The sequence below is a fragment of the Paenarthrobacter ureafaciens genome (genome assembly GCF_004028095.1).
Taxonomy (GTDB): domain Bacteria; phylum Actinomycetota; class Actinomycetes; order Actinomycetales; family Micrococcaceae; genus Arthrobacter; species Arthrobacter ureafaciens.
On record NZ_SBHM01000007.1, the window covers coordinates 1,396,701 to 1,415,119 of the forward strand.

Annotated in this window: 19 protein-coding genes; 9 read left to right on the plus strand and 10 right to left on the minus strand. The window is 63.4% G+C overall.

Annotated elements, in window-relative coordinates:
• Window positions 1-36 precede the first annotated feature (36 nt).
• Window positions 37-816 (plus strand): glycerophosphodiester phosphodiesterase family protein, encoded by a 780-nt coding sequence (locus AUR_RS10790; protein WP_082694601.1) that lies wholly within the window; start codon window positions 37-39, stop codon window positions 814-816.
• Between the two features lie 25 nt (window positions 817-841).
• On the opposite strand, the gene AUR_RS10795 is transcribed toward AUR_RS10790, so the two are convergent.
• On the minus strand, window positions 842-2,680 hold the full coding sequence (locus AUR_RS10795; protein WP_128397144.1) for a glycoside hydrolase family 2 protein: 1,839 nt from the start codon (window positions 2,678-2,680) through the stop codon (window positions 842-844).
• 151 nt (window positions 2,681-2,831) lie between these two features.
• On the opposite strand from AUR_RS10795, the gene AUR_RS10800 reads away from it, so the two are divergent.
• Both AUR_RS10800 and AUR_RS10805 read left to right on the plus strand, forming a co-directional pair.
• Complete coding sequence (locus AUR_RS10800) at window positions 2,832-3,794, plus strand: D-2-hydroxyacid dehydrogenase family protein (protein WP_241650909.1); 963 nt, start codon at window positions 2,832-2,834, stop codon at window positions 3,792-3,794.
• A gap of 219 nt (window positions 3,795-4,013) precedes the next feature.
• On the plus strand, window positions 4,014-5,156 hold the full coding sequence (locus tag AUR_RS10805; RefSeq protein WP_062094453.1) for a glycerate kinase: 1,143 nt from the start codon (window positions 4,014-4,016) through the stop codon (window positions 5,154-5,156).
• A 3-nt stretch (window positions 5,157-5,159) separates the two neighbouring features.
• Here AUR_RS10805 and AUR_RS10810 read toward each other — a convergent pair whose 3' ends face one another.
• The gene (locus AUR_RS10810) at window positions 5,160-5,396 is read right to left on the minus strand and encodes a DUF2630 family protein (RefSeq protein ID WP_062094455.1); all 237 of its coding nucleotides are present in this window, start codon (window positions 5,394-5,396) and stop codon (window positions 5,160-5,162) included.
• Window positions 5,397-5,669: 273 nt separating this feature from the next.
• Between AUR_RS10810 and AUR_RS20720 the strand changes: the two genes are divergently transcribed.
• The gene (locus tag AUR_RS20720; RefSeq protein WP_021473227.1) at window positions 5,670-5,804 is read left to right on the plus strand and encodes a hypothetical protein; all 135 of its coding nucleotides are present in this window, start codon (window positions 5,670-5,672) and stop codon (window positions 5,802-5,804) included.
• A 261-nt stretch (window positions 5,805-6,065) separates the two neighbouring features.
• On the opposite strand, the gene AUR_RS10815 is transcribed toward AUR_RS20720, so the two are convergent.
• The 3 genes from AUR_RS10815 to AUR_RS10825 form a co-directional block, all read right to left on the minus strand.
• Window positions 6,066-6,617 (minus strand): dihydrofolate reductase family protein, encoded by a 552-nt coding sequence (locus tag AUR_RS10815; RefSeq protein WP_062094457.1) that lies wholly within the window; start codon window positions 6,615-6,617, stop codon window positions 6,066-6,068.
• A gap of 11 nt (window positions 6,618-6,628) precedes the next feature.
• Window positions 6,629-6,955, minus strand: coding sequence for a hypothetical protein (locus tag AUR_RS10820; protein ID WP_062094459.1), 327 nt, complete (start codon window positions 6,953-6,955; stop codon window positions 6,629-6,631).
• Between the two features lie 186 nt (window positions 6,956-7,141).
• Window positions 7,142-7,708, minus strand: a complete 567-nt coding sequence (locus AUR_RS10825; RefSeq protein ID WP_062094461.1) for a type 1 glutamine amidotransferase domain-containing protein — start codon at window positions 7,706-7,708, stop codon at window positions 7,142-7,144.
• A 225-nt stretch (window positions 7,709-7,933) separates the two neighbouring features.
• Here AUR_RS10825 and AUR_RS10830 point away from each other — a divergent pair, with 225 nt between their 5' ends.
• The 3 genes from AUR_RS10830 to AUR_RS10840 all read left to right on the plus strand — a co-directional run bounded on the left by AUR_RS10830 (window position 7,934) and on the right by AUR_RS10840 (window position 9,336).
• A complete protein-coding gene (locus AUR_RS10830; RefSeq protein WP_062094469.1) occupies window positions 7,934-8,425 on the plus strand; it encodes a DUF2975 domain-containing protein in 492 nt (163 codons plus the stop codon).
• Window positions 8,425-8,646 carry a helix-turn-helix domain-containing protein gene (locus AUR_RS10835; protein ID WP_021473232.1) on the plus strand — a complete coding sequence of 74 codons (222 nt, stop codon included), beginning with the start codon at window positions 8,425-8,427 and terminating at the stop codon, window positions 8,644-8,646. Before AUR_RS10830 ends, AUR_RS10835 begins: the two co-directional genes overlap by 1 nt.
• A gap of 78 nt (window positions 8,647-8,724) precedes the next feature.
• Window positions 8,725-9,336 (plus strand): nucleotidyltransferase domain-containing protein, encoded by a 612-nt coding sequence (locus tag AUR_RS10840; protein WP_062094472.1) that lies wholly within the window; start codon window positions 8,725-8,727, stop codon window positions 9,334-9,336.
• A 251-nt stretch (window positions 9,337-9,587) separates the two neighbouring features.
• On the opposite strand, the gene AUR_RS10845 is transcribed toward AUR_RS10840, so the two are convergent.
• Window positions 9,588-10,943: a uracil-xanthine permease family protein gene (locus AUR_RS10845; RefSeq protein ID WP_062094474.1), complete on the minus strand. Its 1,356-nt coding sequence runs from the start codon at window positions 10,941-10,943 to the stop codon at window positions 9,588-9,590.
• Window positions 10,944-11,200: 257 nt separating this feature from the next.
• Here AUR_RS10845 and AUR_RS10850 point away from each other — a divergent pair, with 257 nt between their 5' ends.
• Window positions 11,201-11,806 (plus strand): malonic semialdehyde reductase, encoded by a 606-nt coding sequence (locus tag AUR_RS10850; RefSeq protein WP_062094476.1) that lies wholly within the window; start codon window positions 11,201-11,203, stop codon window positions 11,804-11,806.
• A gap of 199 nt (window positions 11,807-12,005) precedes the next feature.
• Here the strand turns inward: AUR_RS10850 and pgm are convergent, their stop codons facing one another.
• Complete coding sequence (gene pgm, locus AUR_RS10855) at window positions 12,006-13,667, minus strand: phosphoglucomutase (alpha-D-glucose-1,6-bisphosphate-dependent) (RefSeq protein ID WP_062094478.1); 1,662 nt, start codon at window positions 13,665-13,667, stop codon at window positions 12,006-12,008.
• A gap of 166 nt (window positions 13,668-13,833) precedes the next feature.
• On the opposite strand from pgm, the gene AUR_RS10860 reads away from it, so the two are divergent.
• The gene (locus AUR_RS10860) at window positions 13,834-14,460 is read left to right on the plus strand and encodes a DUF4190 domain-containing protein (protein WP_062094480.1); all 627 of its coding nucleotides are present in this window, start codon (window positions 13,834-13,836) and stop codon (window positions 14,458-14,460) included.
• Window positions 14,461-14,540: 80 nt separating this feature from the next.
• On the opposite strand, the gene AUR_RS10865 is transcribed toward AUR_RS10860, so the two are convergent.
• The 3 genes from AUR_RS10865 to AUR_RS10875 are packed head-to-tail and all read right to left on the minus strand — an operon-like array spanning window position 14,541 to window position 18,264.
• Entirely contained in the window at window positions 14,541-16,040 is a 1,500-nt protein-coding gene (locus AUR_RS10865; protein WP_021474197.1) for a peptide MFS transporter, read from the minus strand.
• Window positions 16,041-16,094: 54 nt separating this feature from the next.
• Window positions 16,095-17,528, minus strand: coding sequence for an amidase (locus tag AUR_RS10870; protein WP_082694600.1), 1,434 nt, complete (start codon window positions 17,526-17,528; stop codon window positions 16,095-16,097).
• Complete coding sequence (locus tag AUR_RS10875) at window positions 17,521-18,264, minus strand: Type 1 glutamine amidotransferase-like domain-containing protein (RefSeq protein WP_062094482.1); 744 nt, start codon at window positions 18,262-18,264, stop codon at window positions 17,521-17,523. Before AUR_RS10875 ends, AUR_RS10870 begins: the two co-directional genes overlap by 8 nt.
• Between the last annotated feature and the right edge of the window lie 155 nt (window positions 18,265-18,419).

Below are 18,419 nucleotides of genomic sequence, written 5' to 3' on the forward strand. Positions count from 1 at the left end.
CCGCGGGCGGCCGGATTCCTCAGTTACGCTACCCGTGTGACGCTGCCCTACTTTCTTCGCAAGGACGGTTCTTTTGGTCCTCTGGCACTGGCCCATCGAGGGTTCTCCCTGGATGGGTTGGAGAACTCGATGGCAGCCTTCCACGCGGCTGTTGAGCTGGGGACCGTCCACGTTGAGACCGATGTGCACACGACCGCGGACCGGCTTTTGGTGGTTTTCCATGACGCGTCTTTGGACCGGGTGACGAATGCTGCAGGACGGATCGCCGAGCTGACCGGTGACGAGGTGACCCAAGCCCGCATCGGCGGCGTCGAACCTGTGCCGACTTTCGACCAGCTCGTCACAGCCCTTCCCGGCGCGAAACTGAATCTGGACCTCAAGGACTGGAACTCGGTGGGTCCCATGGCGGAAGCCATCGAACGGCACGGCATCCACAGCCAGGTCCTCGTCACCAGCTTCTCGGACCGCCGCAGACGGGCCGTCCTGAAGCGCTTGGACAAACGGGTTGCGTCCTCGGCGGGCTCTACCCTCACGGCCCTCTTTGTCTTCCTGGGCCCAATACTTCCGGCTGCGTTGGCGCGTAGGCTGCTTGCCGACGTCGACGTCTTCCAAGTGCCCGTCCGTTACGGCCGCTTTCGCGTAGTAAGCGAAGGCTTCATTCGCCGCGCACATCGCATCGACCGCCTCGTCCACGTATGGACCATCAACGAGCGGGCGGAGATGGAGCGGCTGTTGGATCTGGGCGTGGATGGAATTGTGTCCGACCGGCTGGACCTGCTCAAACAAGTGCTGATTGAGCGGGACGACTGGGTATGAGGAACTTGGCCACCCGTTAGTCGAGTCAGAGATCCTGTTCGCCCTCGATGGCCGCAGGGCGCAGCTGTGCTGCCCGGATGCGCTCAAGGTCGAACTTGGGGCCGCGATCGAACGTGAAGATACCGTTCTTCTCCTGGAAGACGTCCGTCAACTGGGTGTAGCAGTACCCGAACATATCCGCGTTCTCCAGGAGGACGCGGCACAGGCCTTCGAACCGTTCATGGAATTCCTCTTCGCTGGCCACGCGCTGACCGTAGCCCCAGGAACTTGCCACATCATTGCCGGCTTCAGCGGCCTGCCTGGCCTCTTCCTCGTTCCACCAGATACCCCCGAACTCGGAGACGAAGTAGGGCTGGCCGGCGTAGGGGACCGAGTAATCCCCGCCGTCGGGGGTGCGGTTGAGGAAAGGCTTGCCGTCGGCGAGGCCCTCCTGCTGGAGGCGGAACTTGTCCGGATCCTGCTCGTAGGAGTGGGAATCGTAGATGTCCGTCTCGCGGACGCGGTGGGAGTAGCCCGAGGCATCGATCACCGGGCGCGTGGGATCGGCCAGCTTGGTGGCTAGGAACATGGCCTGCGTGACGTCGTCCAGCACGGTGATGCGGTCATGGAGGAGTTGGTGTGTTTCATTGAGCGGGCACCAGCCGATGATGGACGGATGGTTGAAGTCGCGCTGCAGCACCTCCAACCACTGGGCAACGAAGCTCGCAGTGGGCTTCTGGTTGTGGCCGACCGTTCCTCCGCCGGACACGCCCCAGTCCCCGAACTCGCCCCAGACGAGGTAGCCCAAGCGATCCGCGTGGTAGAGGAAACGCTCTTCGAAGACCTTCTGGTGGAGCCGGGCACCGTTGAAACCTGCGGCCATGGAGAGTTCGATGTCCTTGACCAGCGCCGCATCGTCCGGCGACGTCATGAGTGAGTCCGGCCAGTAGCCCTGATCCAGAACGAGCCGCTGGAATACGGGCTTGCCGTTGATGCGCACCACTTTGCCGTCCAGTGCCACGGACCTGACGGCGGCGTAGCTGGCCACCTGGTCCACCGGCGAACCAGTGGCGTCCTCGATGGCCACCTCAAGGTCATATAGGAAGGGATCCTCGGGTGACCACGGCCGGAGTTCATCCTGCGGTATGCCGAGCCGGAGCGATGGCGATAGGTCCAGGTCCGCCCGCACCGACGCTTCCGCTACGGTGGTGCCGGCGTTCCTGAGGATGGCCTTGATGGTATGGCCTGCACGGTTCTGCGAGAGGGGCACCTCTAGAGCCAGACTGGAATCGGCAAGGTTGGGAGTGATCCGGAGGTGCTTGATCTGGACCTCGGGAACGGCTTCAAGCCACACCGTCTGCCAGATCCCCGTGGTGCGCGTGTACTGGCAGTGGGTGTTGTTGTACCAGGTGGCTTGCTTGCCGCGTGCCTGTATCTCATGCCGGGAGTCCCTGGCCCGCACCACCAGCACTGCGTCCTCGCCGGGTTCGGCCAATCCGCTGAGATCTGCCGTGAAGGGGGTGAAGCCGCCGCGATGCCGGGCCACCTCCACTCCGTTGACCCATACCGTGGCATCGTGATCCACGGCGCCGAAGTGGAGCAGGACCTTCTTCCCGGCCCATTCCCCGGGAACGGTGATGGTGCGCCGGTACCAGACGGCCTCCATGAAGTCCACGTGCCCGACGCCGGACAGGGCCGACTCGGGAGCGAAGGGAACCAGGATCTCCCCGGTGAGCTCCCGTGTGGTGAGGCCGCGCTCCCATCCTGAGTCACCGGCGTCGATCTCGAATCCCCACGTGCCGTTGAGGTTCAACCAGGTGTCCCGGACCAGTTGCGGCCGCGGGTGCTCAGGTTTGGGAAGGGCGTGGTTGCTGGCGACTGTCAAGGCAGCTCCTTAGAAGGCAGGCTCGTTTTTACAACGTTAGAATCTTTCGCGTCCGGATGCGAGGGTTTGGACGGCTATGTGGATTATCCGCGAGGAAAGTCGTGGCATGAGAGTCTGGATAATACAGTCCAGCCGCCGCAAGGAGATTGACGTGACCCAGTACCGCTTGGCCATCCTTGACGACTACCAGCAGGTCTCCAGCGATTACGCTCCGTGGGATTCACTGCTCGACGACGGCGTGAAGGTCACGGTCTTCAGCGCACCTTTCGTGTCGGAGGAGCGGGCGGTGGCGGCATTGGCGCCGTTCGACATCATCGTTGCCATGCGCGAACGCACCCGATTCCCGCGTCATGTCCTCGAAGAGCTGGGCAACTTGCAACTCCTGGTCACCACGGGGATGGCCAACGCGGCGATCGACATGGATGCCGCATCCGAGCGTGGCATCGTGGTGTGCGGTACGGCCGGGTCCCCGGCAGCAGCTCCGGAGATGACCTGGTCCCTCTTGTTGGCATTCGCCCGCAACCTCGTGGCGGAGGAGAACTCGCTCCGGGCAGGCGGGTGGCAGTCCGCCGTCGGGTTTGAACTCGAAGGAAAGACGCTCGGAATTGTTGGCCTCGGCAAGATCGGCTCCCGGATCGCCCGGTACGCGCAGGCGTTCGGCATGGACGTCCTGGCCTGGAGCCAGAACCTTACGTCTGAAGCCGCGAAGGCTGCCGGTGCCCGAAAGGTCACTAAGGAGGAGCTGTTCCGCGAGTCCGACGTCGTCACGCTCCACCTGCGGCTTTCGGAGCGTACCAGGGGGATTGTGGGAGCCAACGAGCTGCGCCTCCTTGGTCCCGAAGGTTTGCTGGTCAACACCGCCCGCGGACCTTTGGTGGACGAGGCTGCGCTGATCCGGGCGCTGGAGGAGGGGTGGATCCGCGGGGCTGCGCTGGACGTTTTCGACGATGAGCCGCTCCCCGCAGGGCATGCGCTGCTGCATTCTCCAAGGACGGTCCTCTCACCGCACATCGGCTATGTGACGCACGAAAGCTACCGCCAGTTCTACGGAGGGGCGTTCGAGGACGTCAAGGGCTGGCTGGCGGACACCCCTGTCCGGGTGTTGAACGGCTGAGCCAGGGCGCTGTGGCGCACCCGTTAGCGCTGATCGCACCCGTTGCGACGCGACGGCGCACCCCTTCGCGCTGATCGCTCTCGTTGCTACGGTAGCGGTTGGCGGAAAAGGATGCGACGCCCTCGCCGCCAACTAACCCGGCGCCGAAACACGTCTCATTATGCGACTCATTACGCGATCGGCAAGCGCTTTCCCACAAAGGGCTGGCAAGATAGATCCATGCGTATCCTCATCGCCCCTGACAAGTTCAAGGGATCACTGACCGCCGCCGAAGCCGCGTCAGCCATGGCAGAAGGTGCCCTCCGCGTCTACCCGGACGCCGTCACTACCCAATTCCCCGTAGCCGATGGCGGCGAAGGCACCCTCGACGCCGCCATCGCCGCTGGTTACGAAGAGCGGAACAACGCCGTTGTTGGCCCGATCCTCAAACCCGTCGGCGCCTCGTGGGCCATTCAAAAGAACTCCTTCGGTGGAGCGACAGCGGTCATCGAGACTGCCCAGGCCTCCGGCCTCGCACACATGGAACCCACCCCGGAGAACTCCCTGCGCGCCCATAGCTACGGTTGCGGCCAGCTCATCGCCGCCGCCCTCGACGCCGGTGCCACCGAGATAGTGCTGGGCTTGGGCGGCTCGGCAATGTCCGACGGCGGCAGCGGAGCCTTGCGTGCCCTGGGGCTCAAGCCCGTGGACTCGGCAGGCAACGTAGTGCCGCTTGGCGGAGGTTCCTTGGTCGACGTCGTCGCCTTGGACGTATCCGGGCTCGACCCGAGGCTGTCCAGCGTCAAGTTCCGGATCGCCGTCGACGTCCAAAACCCGCTGTACGGCACCGAAGGCGCCGCCCATGTTTTCGGCCCCCAGAAGGGTGCCGATGAAGAGGCTGTCGAAAAGCTCGACGCCGGACTCCGCAACTGGGCATCGCTCCTGCGGGAATCCACGGGCCGCGACGTGAACGTTCCGGGTGCGGGGGCGGCAGGTGGCTTCCCGGCGTCGTTCCTTGCCTTCACCGATTCCGCGCTGGAAGGCGGGTTCGCCCTCGTGGCGGGCCTGACGGGCTTGGCGAAGCACTTGGCTGAGGCCGATCTGGTGATCACGGGCGAGGGGTCCATGGATGAGCAATCGCTCACGGGTAAGGCCCCGATCGCACTGGCCGACGCTGCCAGCGTGCACGGCATCCCGGTGGTGGCTGTTGCCGGCCGCATCACGGTCACGCCCGAGGACTTGGCAAAACACGGAATCGTGGCTGCCGCCCAGCTGCTGGACGTAGCCCAGCGCAAGGACGGACTTCCCGATGTTGCGGATGCGGTGGCCAACGCCGGAAAGTACGTTGCGTGGGCCACGAGCCAGGTGCTTGAGGGCGCTTAGGAGCTACTGGCGGTAGCCCTCCACTTCGCTGATGGTGCGGGCTTCGGCTTCGTCCGGGTCCTCACCGGCATCCCGCTTCGCGCGGCGCTGGCGCAGGAGGTCCCAGCATTGGTCCAGCTGGGCCTCTACCTGGGCAAGCCGTGCCCGGTTGTCATCGCCGTCGTCCACTGCTTCGTCGCGAAGTCGGTGTTCTTCTTCCACCAGCGACTGAATGCGTTCCAGAATGTCTTGGTTGTCCATGACTGTCTCCTTTGTTGCTTGCTTTTCTTTGGCTAGTGCTCAGGGGGTTTTGCGATGAGGGCACCCGCCGCGCGAACCTCAGATCATTTCCTACCATAAGCATCCTTAGTATTTGCGGGCAAGGGTGGGCCTGTGCTTCGGTGCTTGGGCGGTCAAGCGGGTCCGCCTGGTGAGTTTCTGGGCAAAAGTTTTTCATGCAAAATGAGCGGACTGGATAAAAAAATAAAAGTCGGTATGGTGAAGTTACTGCGAGTTTGAAAGGAGTAATTATCCATGGCCAGAAAAACGCCTGGCGGCGGTGCTGCCAAGAAGGCTGGAAAGACCATCCTGGAAAAGCGCGCCGAAAAAAGGGCAAAGGCTGAAAGCAGCGGCAACATCTTCACCAAGCCGCGCAAGAACCAGCGCTAGCAAGAGCTGGCCCCGTCCGGACTCCTAGCCGCGACGGGGCCCTCCTTGCGGCTCGCGGTAGATGCAGAGTTTCTGATGTGTTTAGTAAAGCCTGCTTGTCTATTTATTTGAGCGGATTTAAAGCGCGGCACTAAAAGCTCCGAGGAGCGGTCCGCTTAAGGTGGACCCGGCCTCTTTTTCTAGATTCCAAGGGAAATTTTGGGTCCCTTTTGGCGCGGATTCGGCTCGCTGCCCGCCGTAGGTGATTTTGGCGTCGGGCTTTCAGTCCTTGCGCAGACTGTAAGTTGTGATGACGTTGCCCTTTGAGGTGGCGTACTGGTCCTTGAGTAGCAGCCGATTGAGGGGGTCGCCCTCCTCGAAGAGGCGGCGGCCGCTCCCGGCAATCACGGGGTGGGTCATGAGGGTCAATTCGTCCAGGACGCCGGCGAAGAATAGCTGCCGGACCAGGGAGATGCTCCCGCAGACTGCGATTTCCCCGCCGTCACGGGACTTGAGTTCCGTGACGAAATCCTCGACGTCGCCGTCGATCAGGTGCGAGTTCTGCCATTCCAGCGGCTCGGTTAACGTCCGCGATGCGACGTACTTCTCGACGGGGTTGATGAAGTTCGCGAAGTCGTCATCCTGTGACGCGTTGGGCCAGTACTGGGCCCATTCCTGGTAGCTCACCCGCCCCAACACCACGGTGTCTACTGTGGTGATCATCTTGCCAAGACCCTGACCGAGCTCCGCATCGAAGCTGTCGAACTGAAACTTGAAAGGGTCCTGAACCACGCCGTCCACGGAGTGGAAGAGCCCGGCGGTGACTTTGCGCATGAATGCCTCCGCTAGGCGGCGGCGGTCGTCAGTCGCGGTGCGCGGGTGGGGAGCGCTGTTATGTTGCTCTTCTCCGGGCTGAACACAACGGGAATCTCGCAGAGGCCCGCGTAAAGCTGCAGTTCGTCCAGTGCATCGGCATCAACTGTGGCTTCCGAAAGATCCATCCGAACGTCCAGGCCGCTGCCCAGGCTCCTGGTGCGCTGAACCACGGGGTAGAGGCCCTGAAGGCTGGTGAGGGTAACGCGACCGGTCGCTGCGATCTGGATCTGTTCGCCGTCAACGTCGACGCGAACAACTACGGAGAGCTTCTCGCTGGTCAATGTGTTGCCTTTCATTGGGTAGCTGCCACGCTGCAGCCTCCCCAGCCTAAGCATCGAATGTGATCTACGCAACATTACGACGAGAAGCTGGTCCTGCATTTGCTGTTTGGTGCGGTGCGTGGGGGAGGCAAGTGCCGCCGTCGTAAGTCTTGTGAACTACGACGGCGGCACTTGCCGTGTGTGGGTCGTGCGCGGGTAGCGCTACGCTGTCTGGCCAGCGTGCTGGCCCTCGGAGATTTCCTCGACGAGCTTGCTGTTGAAGGCCGGGAGGTCGTCAGGGTTGCGGCTGGTGACCAGGCCCTGATCGACGACGACTTCCTCGTCGCTCCAGTTGGCGCCGGCGTTGCGGAGATCCGTCTGGAGCGTGTGGTACGACGTGACGTTGCGTCCCTTGATGACGCCGGCTTCAATGAGGATCCACGGGCCGTGGCAAATTGATGCCACCGGCTTGTGCTGCTCGAAGAAAGCGCGGGTGAAGTTCTGCGCGTCCTTGTCGACGCGGAGATGGTCGGCGTTCACCACGCCGCCCGGGAGGACCAAGGCGTCAAAGTCTGATGCGTCGGCGTCTGCTATGGCGAGGTCGACATCGAAGGTGTCACCCTTATCCACGCCGTTGAAGCCTTGGAGCTTGCCCTTTTCGAGGGCGACGAGGGTGGGTTCGCCTCCGGCGTCCTTAACGGCCTGCCATGGGCTGGTGAGCTCCACCTGCTCCACGCCGTCCGTCAACAGGAAGGCGACCTTCTTGCCTGCAATGTTGTGTTCTGACATTCTTCCTCCTCCTGTTTGCTGCTAGGTCTCGAACGCTTGTGGCGTCCGAAACCCCGGCTGGCACAAGGTGCTGCCGTTGCTCTGAGAGTTGTTTGCCTGACCTGATCCAGCCTAGGAAAACCGAAACTAATAAGCAAGCTGACTATTAAGTTCTGTGGCACAGCCGCTTACCCTGTCTATCGCTTAACGATAACATTTGATTGTTGTTCGATAGGAAGGGTAGCTATGGGAAAGCTGGCAGTGCTGGCGCTCCGGTTGGTGATCGGCGTTGTGTTGGCGGGGTCGCTGTTTGTTCAGGTGTGGATGGTTCCATTGCTTTCAGCAGATCTGGAGCAGGCCGGCGCGCCGGAGGCAGCACGGATAGCCTTCCTGGTGATCGTTGTCCTGGGAATCCTGTGCGTGCAGGTAGTGGCCGTATGTGTTTGGAGGCTACTGACAATGGTGCGCCGCGGCACGGTCTTCTCGAACGGGGCCTTCAAATTCGTGGACATCATCTTTTGGGCTGTTTCAGCAGCGGCGGGGTTGGTGTTTTCCATCGCCGTTCTGCTGGCTCCGGGTGACGTAGCCCCGGGGGTCGTGTTGTTGATCTGCGGTGCAGCGCTCATGGTTGGCGGTGTCGCCTTGGTGATTCTGGTGCTGCGGACCCTGCTGGCCCAGGCTGTAGCGCGAGACGTCGAGGCTGCCGGTCTCCGCGCTGAACTCGACGAGGTGATCTGATGCCGATCGTCGTGGACATTGACGTGATGCTGGCCAAGCGGAAGATGCCTGCCGGCGTCTTGGCGGAACGGGTTGGAATCACTCCTGCCAACCTTGCCGTGTTGAAGAACGGGCGTGCGAAGGCTGTACGGTTCACTACCCTCGAAGCACTGTGCGAGGTGCTGGAGTGCCAGCCGGGGGATTTGTTGCGCTGGGAGGCTGAGGTCCCGGCCAACCGCTGACGCCGAGGCCTTCGGCCTCGCGGCTGACTGCAAGGAGTGAGAAATCGCGTACAATTAGAAGCGATTGGGAGGTAGTCGATGCAACTTCACAACCCTCTGCGTGCCATATGCCCCACCCTGGAGGCAGATGTCTTGGTGGCGCTTGCGGACGGTCACCCGAGCACACCCGGAGAGCTCGTCCGCGAACGTGCGATCCAGGCCTCAGTCTCGGGTGCTCGTCGATGCCTGGAGAGGCTCGAAGAAAACGGTGTCGTCGTTGCGACTCACGTGGGGAACCGCACCAAGTTCGCACTGAACCCACGCCATATGTTGGCGGACTTGGTGATCCAAGCGGCAAAGGGGACCGATCTTTTCATCGAGTTCCTTTCACAGAGGATAGGTCTGTGGCCTTTGAGTCCTCTGCAGGTCACGCTTTTTGGGTCGGCTGCTCGCGGGGACATGGGGAATCGCTCCGACATCGACCTGCTGTTCATCATTCCGGACGGCGCCAGTGATGACCTTTACGAGAGGATTGCTGACCTGGCTGTGGAAGCATACGGCCTCACGGGCAACGATGTGCGGCCCATGACCTATGAGGCCGCAGAAGTACACGTTGCGCCAATCTTTGATTCCATCACAAGCGAAGGAATTCATGTCTATGGCGACGAAGGTTGGCTCAGGCGACGGCTTGCCGGTAAGACGGCGGCCTAGTGAGTGCACTTACTGATGCGCAGGCGCGCTTGGAGGACGCGCGGGTCTTCTTGGAAGCGGCGGAGGTGCATGCAGGAATCGCCGTATAACGTCTCAAGCCTTACGCGGGCTAAGTCATCCAAGTGCGTCGAGTGGGCGCACAAGCTGTTAGTAGCTGCTGAACTGAAGTTCGCCGCATCATGAGATGCGAGTGGTCGCCGGAAGCGAGGACAGGGTCGCGGTAAGAAAGCCACGAAAGTGGTCCCAGCCTCCTACTTCCCCTTCTTCCCGCTGCGCTTCGCTGCGGCGTTCATCGCCGACTTCACTGCCGGCGGCAGCCCCTCAGTCTCGGTTTCGGGTTCGGCCACGGTCCCGCGCCAACGGGCCAGGCCCTTCATGCCGTGGTAGATCACCAAGGCAGCAGCAGAGCCAAGGGCAATGCCCGTGAACTTCAGTTCGCCGATGGTCCATGTGTAGTCCGCGATGCCGATGATCAAGGCTACTGCAGCCGTGGTGAGGTTGATCGGGTTGGAGAAGTTGACCTTGTTCTGGACCCAGATCTTCACGCCGAGGATGCCGATCATGCCGTACAGCGTGGTGGCGGCACCGCCCAGGACGCCCGGGGGCACGGTTGCGATCAGTTCACCGAACTTCGGTGAGAAGCTCAGCAGGATCGCGAAGATACCAGCCACCCAGTAGGCCGCCGTCGAATAGACCTTGGTAGCGGCCATAACGCCGATGTTTTCCGCGTACGTCGTGGTGCCGGAGCCGCCGCCGAATCCGGCAAGTACCGTCGCGGCGCCGTCGGCCATCAACGCGCGTCCGGAGACGCCGTCGAGGTTTTGCCCCGTCATCGCAGCTACAGATTTCACGTGCCCGACGTTCTCAGCCACCAACACAAGGACGACGGGGACGAACAGGCCCACCACGCCGAGGTGGAACTCGGGCGTCTGGAACGTCGGGAGGCCGATCCACGCGGCGGCGTCCATCTTTTCGTAGCTGACTTCGCCGCGCATCATCGCCACGAGATAGCCCACCACGACGCCCACCAGAATGCTGAGCCGGCCCAGGATCCCACGGAACAGGACGCTGACCAGGATGATCGTCACCAGGGTGATCAGCGCCGTCACCGGGGCGAGGTCGAAATTGTTCTTGGCTGCAGGCGCGAGGTTCAAGCCGATCAGCGCCACGATGGCACCGGTGACGATCGGCGGCATCAGCCGGTTGATCCATTCGGCACCGAATTTCTGCACCACGGCGCCAATAAGCGCCAGTACGACGCCGGCAAGCACCACGCCGCCCAAGGCGCCGGCAACGCCGTACTGCTGCTGGGACGCCATGATGGGTGCGATGAATGCGAAGCTCGACCCCAGATAGCTGGGCACCCGACCCTTGGTGATCACCAGGAACAACAGTGTGCCGACGCCGGAGAAGAACAGCGTGGTGGCCGGGGGCATGCCGGTGATGATCGGTACGAGGAAGGTCGCGCCGAACATCGCTACGACGTGCTGCATGCCGATGCCGATGGTCAGGGGCCACGCGAGCCGCTCGTCGGGGGACACCACGTGACCTGGCCGAATGGTCTTGCCGTCGGCGTGGAGCTTCCATTTGATGCCGAGCATGCTCATGGCAGGCCTTCCTCAGAAGAATGTTTTGGGTTCGGTGCAACATTACCGCCGTTGCGTGGCTTGCCCTAGGCGCCGTATCTGCGGTTGGGGCCGGAAGGTCGTCCTGTCCCGCTACGGCACGACACGCGGCGTCGCCAACTGTGCCCAACGTCACGGGCCGTCATGGGAAGAGGACAGCCGAGGCCCCCGTTGCAACCATGGAAAGCAGAAGCGTCCGGGCCGCACCGCAAGGCAAGGACACAGCGAAAGGTTCATCCATGACGATTGCACACGAAGAAGCAGTCATTGACGCCGCAGCAGTCGACGCCATTTTTGCCGAAGCCCGTACCGCCAATACCTTCTCCGGTGAGGTCACGGACGAGCAGGCCCGCGCCATCTACGAGCTCACCAAATATGGTCCTACTGCCTTCAACTCCCAGCCGCTCCGCGTGACCTACGTCCGCTCGGACGAGGCCCGCGCCAAGTTGGTGGACCACCTTTCCCGCGGCAACCAGGCCAAGACCGCTTCCGCTCCGCTGGTGGCCATTCTGTCTTACGACACCGATTGGCACGGTCAGTGGGATAAGTTCCTCCCCGCCTACGGCGCGCCCAAGGCAATGTACGACGGCGACGCCGAACTCGCCGCCGCCACCGGCAACAACAATGCACACCTGCAGGCCGGCTACTTCATCCTGGCTGTCCGCTCGCTCGGTTTCGCCGCCGGCCCGATGACCGGTGCGGACTTCAGTGCCATCGACGCTGAATTCTTCCCCGCCGGCGACCAGAAGAGCTTCCTGATCGTGAACATCGGCCAGCCCGGACCGGACGCCTGGGGCGAAGCCAAGCCGAAGTTCGACTACGACGACGTGGTACGCACGGTCTAATCTGGTCCCGGTTAAACGCCGATGCTCCTGCACCCGAAAGTGCAGGAGCATCGGCGTTTAAGGGCCGGGATGTGAAAGAGCGATGGGGAAAGGGGCCGGGATCTGATAGAGGAACCGGACTGGAGGGTCGCTCTATCACTTACCAACGCACTTCCGCCGACGCTCTCTCACGTCCCGTGCACTTCCCGTGCCGCCAAAGCTAGGCGATGACTGCGTCCACCAAGGCTTTGGCTTCTTCCTGGACCTGCTTCAGATGATCGGCGCCCTTGAAGGACTCGGCGTAGATCTTGTACACGTCCTCGGTGCCGGAGGGGCGGGCTGCGAACCAGGCGTTCTCCGTGACGACCTTCAGGCCGCCGATGGACGCACCGTTGCCGGGGGCTTCCGTGAGCTTGGCGGTGATCTCCTCGCCGGCCAGTGTGGTGGCGGTGACGTCGGCTGCGGAGAGCTTGCCGAGCTTGGACTTCTGCTCACGGGTGGCAGCGGCATCGATACGGGCGTAGACGGGCGCGCCGAACTGGTCGGTCAGTCCCTTGTACAGCCGGGAGGGCGAAGAGCTGGTTACCGCAGTGATCTCCGAGGCCAGCAGTGCCAGCAGGATGCCGTCCTTGTCCGTGGTCCAGACGCTGCCGTCGCGCTTGTTGAAGGAAGCTCCTGCCGATTCCTCACCGCCGAACGCGCCTTCACCGGACAGGAGGCCGGGCACGAACCACTTGAAGCCCACCGGCACCTCCACCAGCTTGCGGCCAAGCCCGGCAGCAACCCGGTCAATGATGGATGAAGAAACCAGCGTCTTGCCCACCACGGAATCCGGGTTCCAGCCGCTGCGGTTGCGGTAAAGGTAGTCGATGGCGACGGCGAGGTAATGGTTCGGGTTCATCAGGCCACCATCAGGGGTGACGATGCCATGGCGGTCGGCGTCGGCGTCGTTACCGGTTGCGACGTCGTAGGCAGCCTTGCCATCAGCACCCAGGGACATCCGCTGAATCAGGGAAGCCATGGCGGACGGCGACGAGCAGTCCATGCGGATTTTCTCGTCCCAGTCGAGGGTCATGAAGGCCCACTGCGGGTCCACCGTGGGGTTCACTACCGTCAGGTTCAACTGGTGGCGCTCGCCGATCTCGCCCCAGTAGTCCACGGAGGCTCCGCCCATGGGGTCCGCGCCGATCCGGACACCTGCGTTGCGGATGGCGTCCAGGTCCAACACGGAAGGGAGATCGTCGACGTAGCTGCTGAGGAAGTCGAACTTGCCCGTGGTGTCAGCAGCCAGGGCATCGTTCAGGGGGATGCGTTTGACCCCGCGAAGGCCGTTTTCCAGGAGTTGGTTGGCACGTTCGGCAATCCAGCCGGTGGCATCGGTGTCGGCAGGGCCACCGTGCGGCGGGTTGTATTTGAACCCGCCGTCGGCGGGCGGGTTGTGGCTGGGGGTGACTACGATGCCGTCTGCCTGGGGAGTGCCCGGCGCTGCTTCGCGGTTGTACTTGAGGATTGCGTGGCTCAATGCGGGCGTTGGCGTGTAGCCGTGGCGGGCATCAACCAGGACGGTGACGCCGTTGGCAGCCAGCACCTCCAGCGCAGAGTTCTGCGCGGGCTCGCTCAGGGCGTGGGTGTCGCGGCCAATGAACAACGGCCCGGTGATGCCCTGGCGGCCCCGGTATTCAACGATCGCCTGCGTGATGGCAAGAATGTGGGCTTCGTTGAAGGAAGCCTTCAGGCTGGAACCACGGTGGCCCGACGTTCCGAATGCCACGCGCTGTGATGGGTCGCCCGGATCCGGGGTGACGTCGAAGTACGCGTCCAGCAGGGCAGTAATGTCAACAAGGTCCTGGGGAAGGGCAACTGTGCCCGCTCGGCTAGCCATTGGACCAGCATGCCAGACCCCCGCCCGCCCGTGGGGGAAATGTCCGTGATGCGGGCGCTGTGACTCCGAATGGCGGACAAGCGCCCATGCCACGCAACAGCCTCCTTATGCGCTGCACCCCACGGCGGTAGTGTGGGATTCAAAGACCATTCACAGGGGGAAACCTATGTCAGAGCAACCAAACAAGGGCAACGAAGACAAGCCCGCAGGCTACGAACCGCCGCAATACGTGCCGCCCGCAGAATTCACCTCGCCCGGTCAGAGCGGCAGCCAATCCGGCGGCCAGAGCGGTTCCGTACCGCCACCGCCGTCGTACGATTCTTCATCCCAGGGCGCCACGCAACCGCTCCCGCCGTACGACCAAAGCGCCTACACCCGGAACGCGCAGGGCCAGAACGACTTCCAGTCCAGCTACACGCCGGGGGACTACAGCCAGCAGCCGCCGTCTCCGTACGGCCAGCAGAGCCAGCCGCCGAGCCCGTACCAGCAGCCATATGGCCAGCCGAGCCCGTACGGACAGCCCGCGTACTACGCCATGCCGTCCCAACCCAAGGGCCTGAGCATTGCGAGCATGTGCTGCGGCATCGCGATCTTTGTTGGCTTCGGGTTCTTCATCCTGCCCCAGATCGCGGCCGTCATCCTGGGCCACCTCGCCCTGAACCGCGAGCCTGCGGGCCGCGGCATGGCAATCGCCGGCCTGGTGATGGGCTACATCGGCATCGCGCTGACCATCATCTTCGCCATCTTCTTCTTCGCAGCGATCGGCGCCTCAACCAGCAGCTACCGCTACTAAAAGCGAACGACGGCGGCCCTCGCCCCGGGTGGAAAATCCACCGGAGGCGAGGGCCGCCGTCGTCGTTTAAGGACTGGTTTTTACCGCACGCCTGCCATCAGCTTCTTGATCGCGGGAGTCGCGGCGGCGAGGGCCACCGCGAGCACCACGGCCACGCCGCCGATGCCCAGGAAGTACGGGAGCTCATCCTCGGGGTTGTAGAGCCCCGCGAGGATGCCGGCCAAGGTGGTGCCGAGCGAAACCGACAGGAAGAACAGAGCCACCATCTGCGTGTGGAAAGCCTTGGGCGCGAGCTTGGTGCTCACGGACAGGCCGATGGGGGAGAGGAACAGTTCCGCGAGGGTGAAGAGGAACAGAATCCCGACCAAGGCCAGCAAGGGGGTCTTGCCTTCGCCGGCCAATGGAATGAACGCAAGGAACGCCAGTCCCATGATGAGCAGGCCTGCGGAGAACTTCAGCGGCGAACTCGGCTGCTTGGAGCCAAGCTTGGTCCACAGGGCGGCCATGACGCCGGCGAAGATGATGATGAACACCGGGTTGATGGACTGGACCCAGGCGGCGGGCATTTCCCAGCCGAAGAGGTTCCGGTCCAGCTTTTCCTCGGAGTACACGGCGATAAAAGTGAACTGCTGCTGGAACAGTGCCCAGAAGCCCGCAGAAGCGATGAAGAGCGGGATGAAAGCGAGGACGCGCTTACGCTCCACGCCGGACACCAGCGGGCTGCGGAAGATCAGGAAGAGGTAGATCACCGCGGCGCCGATGGCTGCGTAAGCCATGCTGCTGGCCAGGTTGTTGGCGTTGACGATGCCCGTAGCAAGCAGCACGCCGATGACGATCAGGATGCCCAGGAAGATCAGGCCGTACTTGGTCCGGTCCGATGCCGGGAGCGGGTTGGGGACGCGGTGCGCCTCCTCCGGAAGCCGCTTGCGGCCGAGGGCGTAGATCACCAGGCCGATGGCCATGCCGACTGCCGCTGCGCCGAAGCCAAAGTGGAACCCGCGACTCTCCTGCAACCACCCGGTCACCAGGGGGCCGATGAGGCCGCCGATGTTGATGCCCATGTAGAAGATGGAGAAGCCGGCATCGCGCCGCTCGTCCTTTTCGCCGTACAGGGTGCCCACCAAGGCCGTGGCGTTCGCCTTCAGACCTCCGGAGCCGATGCCCACAAGCACCAATCCGGCGATCAGGCCCGGGATTCCGGGAATCAGCGCGAGTGCGATGTGGCCGGTCATGATCATGATGGCCGAGCCGAACAGGACCTTTTCGGAACCGAAGACGCGGTCTGCGAGCCAGGCGCCAAGGATGGTGGACAGGTAGACGCCGCCGCCGTAGGCACCCACGAGGCCTGCAGCGAGGCCCTTGTCGATGGAAAGACCGCCCTGATCGGCAGTGAAGTACATGTAGTAAAGCAGGATGCCCTGCATGCCGTAGAAGGAGAATCGCTCCCACATTTCCACGGAGAAAAGGCTGGCCAACATCTTTGGGTGGCCGAAGAATGACGTATCGCCCGGAGTTTTGGCGGGCGGAGCCGTGGTTTGAGGTGTGCTCATTTCTTCAATGCTGGCACTGACTGCGGGCATTGTCACATCGGGCAATACCCATGGCAACCGCATTCCATATGTTAGACACCCGGCTTAAACGGCCTCCAAAGCCGCCGCGAGCTGGAGGAGTTGCAGTTCAGCCCCCATGCGGCCGATCAGCTGGATTCCCATCGGCAATCCGCCTTCCGTGGTGTGTACGGGGATGCTGATGGCAGGCAGCCCGCACACGTTCACCATGGAACTCCACGGCGCGTACTCGCACTGCCGCTTGTAGTCCTCATCGGCATCGCCGGTCCACTCGCTCGGCCACTGCCTGCTGCTGTGGCCACCGCCGGTGAACCAGCCGATGGGACGGGGCGTCTGCGCAAGGGTCGGCATGAGAATGAGGTCCCACTGCGAATACTGCGCAACGGTGTCGTGCTGGAACCCGCGCAGGAATCGAAGGGCCTCATTGACCTTCGCCGCACTCCGCTGTTGGGCCCGACGCCGGAAAGTGCGGGTCAACGGGGTCAGCAGGGCTTCCCGCCGGGGTGCTATCCGGGCACTCCCGACGCCGGCGGTCCAGGCAGCGGTAAAGGCTTCCGGATAGCGATTGTCGTAACGGACGTCGGCCTCGTGGACGCTGTGGCCGGCCTTTTCCAGCAGGCTCCGTCCCAGCTCCAAGGCATCCATCGCTTCCGGTTCGATGTGGAACGGATAGATGCGCGACCACGGACTGTCCAACGACATCCCGATGCGCAGCGGCTCCGGCGCCCGGTCAACGTTGGCGAGGTAGCCGCCGTCGGGCCTGTCCTGCTCCGGAACCAACGCGTCCAGCAGCAACGCGGCATCCGCCGCAGTGTGCGCCAGCGGCCCGGCAACCACCAACTTCGCCGCATCCCCGGCGCTCGCCCCCGACGGCACAAGGCCGCGGCCGGGCTTCAAACCGACCAAGCCGCAGGCGCCCGCCGGGATGCGGATGGAACCGCCGCCGTCCGTCCCGGGAGCAAACGGCACCATGCCCGCCGCCACCGCAGCAGCGCTTCCGCCCGAGGACCCTCCGGAACTGCGCGCCAGGGAATGCGGATTGCGCGACGGCGGCGCAACGCGGTTCTCGCTGTAGGCGGTGAGCCCGAACTCCGGCACTTGGGTCTTGCCCAACGAAATCACGCCCTGGGTCTTCAGCGTTGCCGCGAGTGCGCCATCCTCCGGGGCGGGTTTGTGCTCCAGGGCCGCGCTTCCGTGGGTTGTGGGCACGCCCGCCACATCGGTCAGGTCCTTGAAGGCCACCGGCATTCCGTGGAGCAGGGGGAGGTCTTCCCTCCTGCCGTGGGCATACCTTTGGTCAGCGGCCCGTGCATCCTCAAGTGCCTGGTCGGCGGTCACGGTGATGAAGGCGCCCAGATGCTTGTTGTGCGCCTCGATGACGGACAGGAAATGCTCCGCGGCCTCAAGCGCCGAGAGCTCGCCGCCGGCCAGCGCATCCCGGAGCCCGACGGCGGTCAGGGCGGCGATGGAGTCGGTGGAAGTGCTGGTGGAATCAGCCAAGGAAGCGTGACTCCAGTCGTTCCTCCACTGCGATCGCGTCAACGCTCTCGCCGGCGCCCGCGGTGACCCGGAAGCCCGCCTTGTTCTTGACGGAGGAGACCACCTCCGTCAGTTCGGTGCCGTGATAAACCAGCCCAACGCCGTCGTCCGTACAGTGCGTCTCCCCGAGCGTTCCATTGGCCACCAGCTTGTGGACCAAGGGCCGGCGGCGCAGCTCCGAATCGAAGTGCACGCCGTTATGGAAGGGCAGGAAGCCGAGCGAGTTGGTCACCGGTTTGAGTTCCGGTCCGAAGGAATCGGTCACCCCTCCCTTGAACCAGCAGATGGACCCGGCCGATACGCCCGCAAGGACCACTCCGTTCTCCCAGGCCTTCCGGAGGTGCCGGTCCAGACCATGCGCCCGCCACACCGCGAGGAGGTTCACCACGGAGCCGCCGTTGACCCACACCACATCCTGTTCAAGAAGGTGGGCTTCCGGGTCCTCGACGTTGGGCATGGTGAACAGGTTCAGGTGGCTGAAATCGAAACCCGCAATGCGCGCGGCCTGGTCCATCTCGGCGGCCCACCATCGCTGATCGCCGGAAGCGGTCCCGACGTGCGTTACGCGCGGTGCCCGGCCGGTGACACCCGCTAGTTCCACCGCGTAGTGCATCACGGAGTCGAACTCGATCCGGGTGCGGCTTCCGGGCTTGTATCCGCCCGAGGTTGCAAGGATGGTGGGCTGGCCTGCAGCCATGGCGCTTCTCCTTACCGGTGTGTGGTCCGGTTGCTGTGTGGTCCGGTTTGCTTTGGCACCCAGTCTTCGCGGCGGGACCGCAGCATGCAAGCAATGTCCACGGGCGGGTCAGCCGCCGGACCTCCGCAGACCATGGCTGTCGACTCCGGGGACTA

Coding starts and splice junctions, on each gene's coding strand:
- AUR_RS10845 (WP_062094474.1), bottom strand. CDS start 10,943: ATGAGCATGCTCGGCATCAAATGGAAGCTCCACGCCGACGGCAAGACC.
- pgm (WP_062094478.1), bottom strand. CDS start 13,667: ATGGCTAGCCGAGCGGGCACAGTTGCCCTTCCCCAGGACCTTGTTGAC.
- AUR_RS10805 (WP_062094453.1), top strand. CDS start 4,014: ATGCGTATCCTCATCGCCCCTGACAAGTTCAAGGGATCACTGACCGCC.
- AUR_RS10820 (WP_062094459.1), bottom strand. CDS start 6,955: ATGAAAGGCAACACATTGACCAGCGAGAAGCTCTCCGTAGTTGTTCGC.
- AUR_RS10810 (WP_062094455.1), bottom strand. CDS start 5,396: ATGGACAACCAAGACATTCTGGAACGCATTCAGTCGCTGGTGGAAGAA.
- AUR_RS10825 (WP_062094461.1), bottom strand. CDS start 7,708: ATGTCAGAACACAACATTGCAGGCAAGAAGGTCGCCTTCCTGTTGACG.
- AUR_RS10860 (WP_062094480.1), top strand. CDS start 13,834: ATGTCAGAGCAACCAAACAAGGGCAACGAAGACAAGCCCGCAGGCTAC.
- AUR_RS10875 (WP_062094482.1), bottom strand. CDS start 18,264: ATGGCTGCAGGCCAGCCCACCATCCTTGCAACCTCGGGCGGATACAAG.
- AUR_RS10830 (WP_062094469.1), top strand. CDS start 7,934: ATGGGAAAGCTGGCAGTGCTGGCGCTCCGGTTGGTGATCGGCGTTGTG.
- AUR_RS20720 (WP_021473227.1), top strand. CDS start 5,670: ATGGCCAGAAAAACGCCTGGCGGCGGTGCTGCCAAGAAGGCTGGAAAG.
- AUR_RS10865 (WP_021474197.1), bottom strand. CDS start 16,040: ATGCCCGCAGTCAGTGCCAGCATTGAAGAAATGAGCACACCTCAAACC.
- AUR_RS10850 (WP_062094476.1), top strand. CDS start 11,201: ATGACGATTGCACACGAAGAAGCAGTCATTGACGCCGCAGCAGTCGAC.
- AUR_RS10835 (WP_021473232.1), top strand. CDS start 8,425: ATGCCGATCGTCGTGGACATTGACGTGATGCTGGCCAAGCGGAAGATG.
- AUR_RS10840 (WP_062094472.1), top strand. CDS start 8,725: ATGCAACTTCACAACCCTCTGCGTGCCATATGCCCCACCCTGGAGGCA.
- AUR_RS10815 (WP_062094457.1), bottom strand. CDS start 6,617: ATGCGCAAAGTCACCGCCGGGCTCTTCCACTCCGTGGACGGCGTGGTT.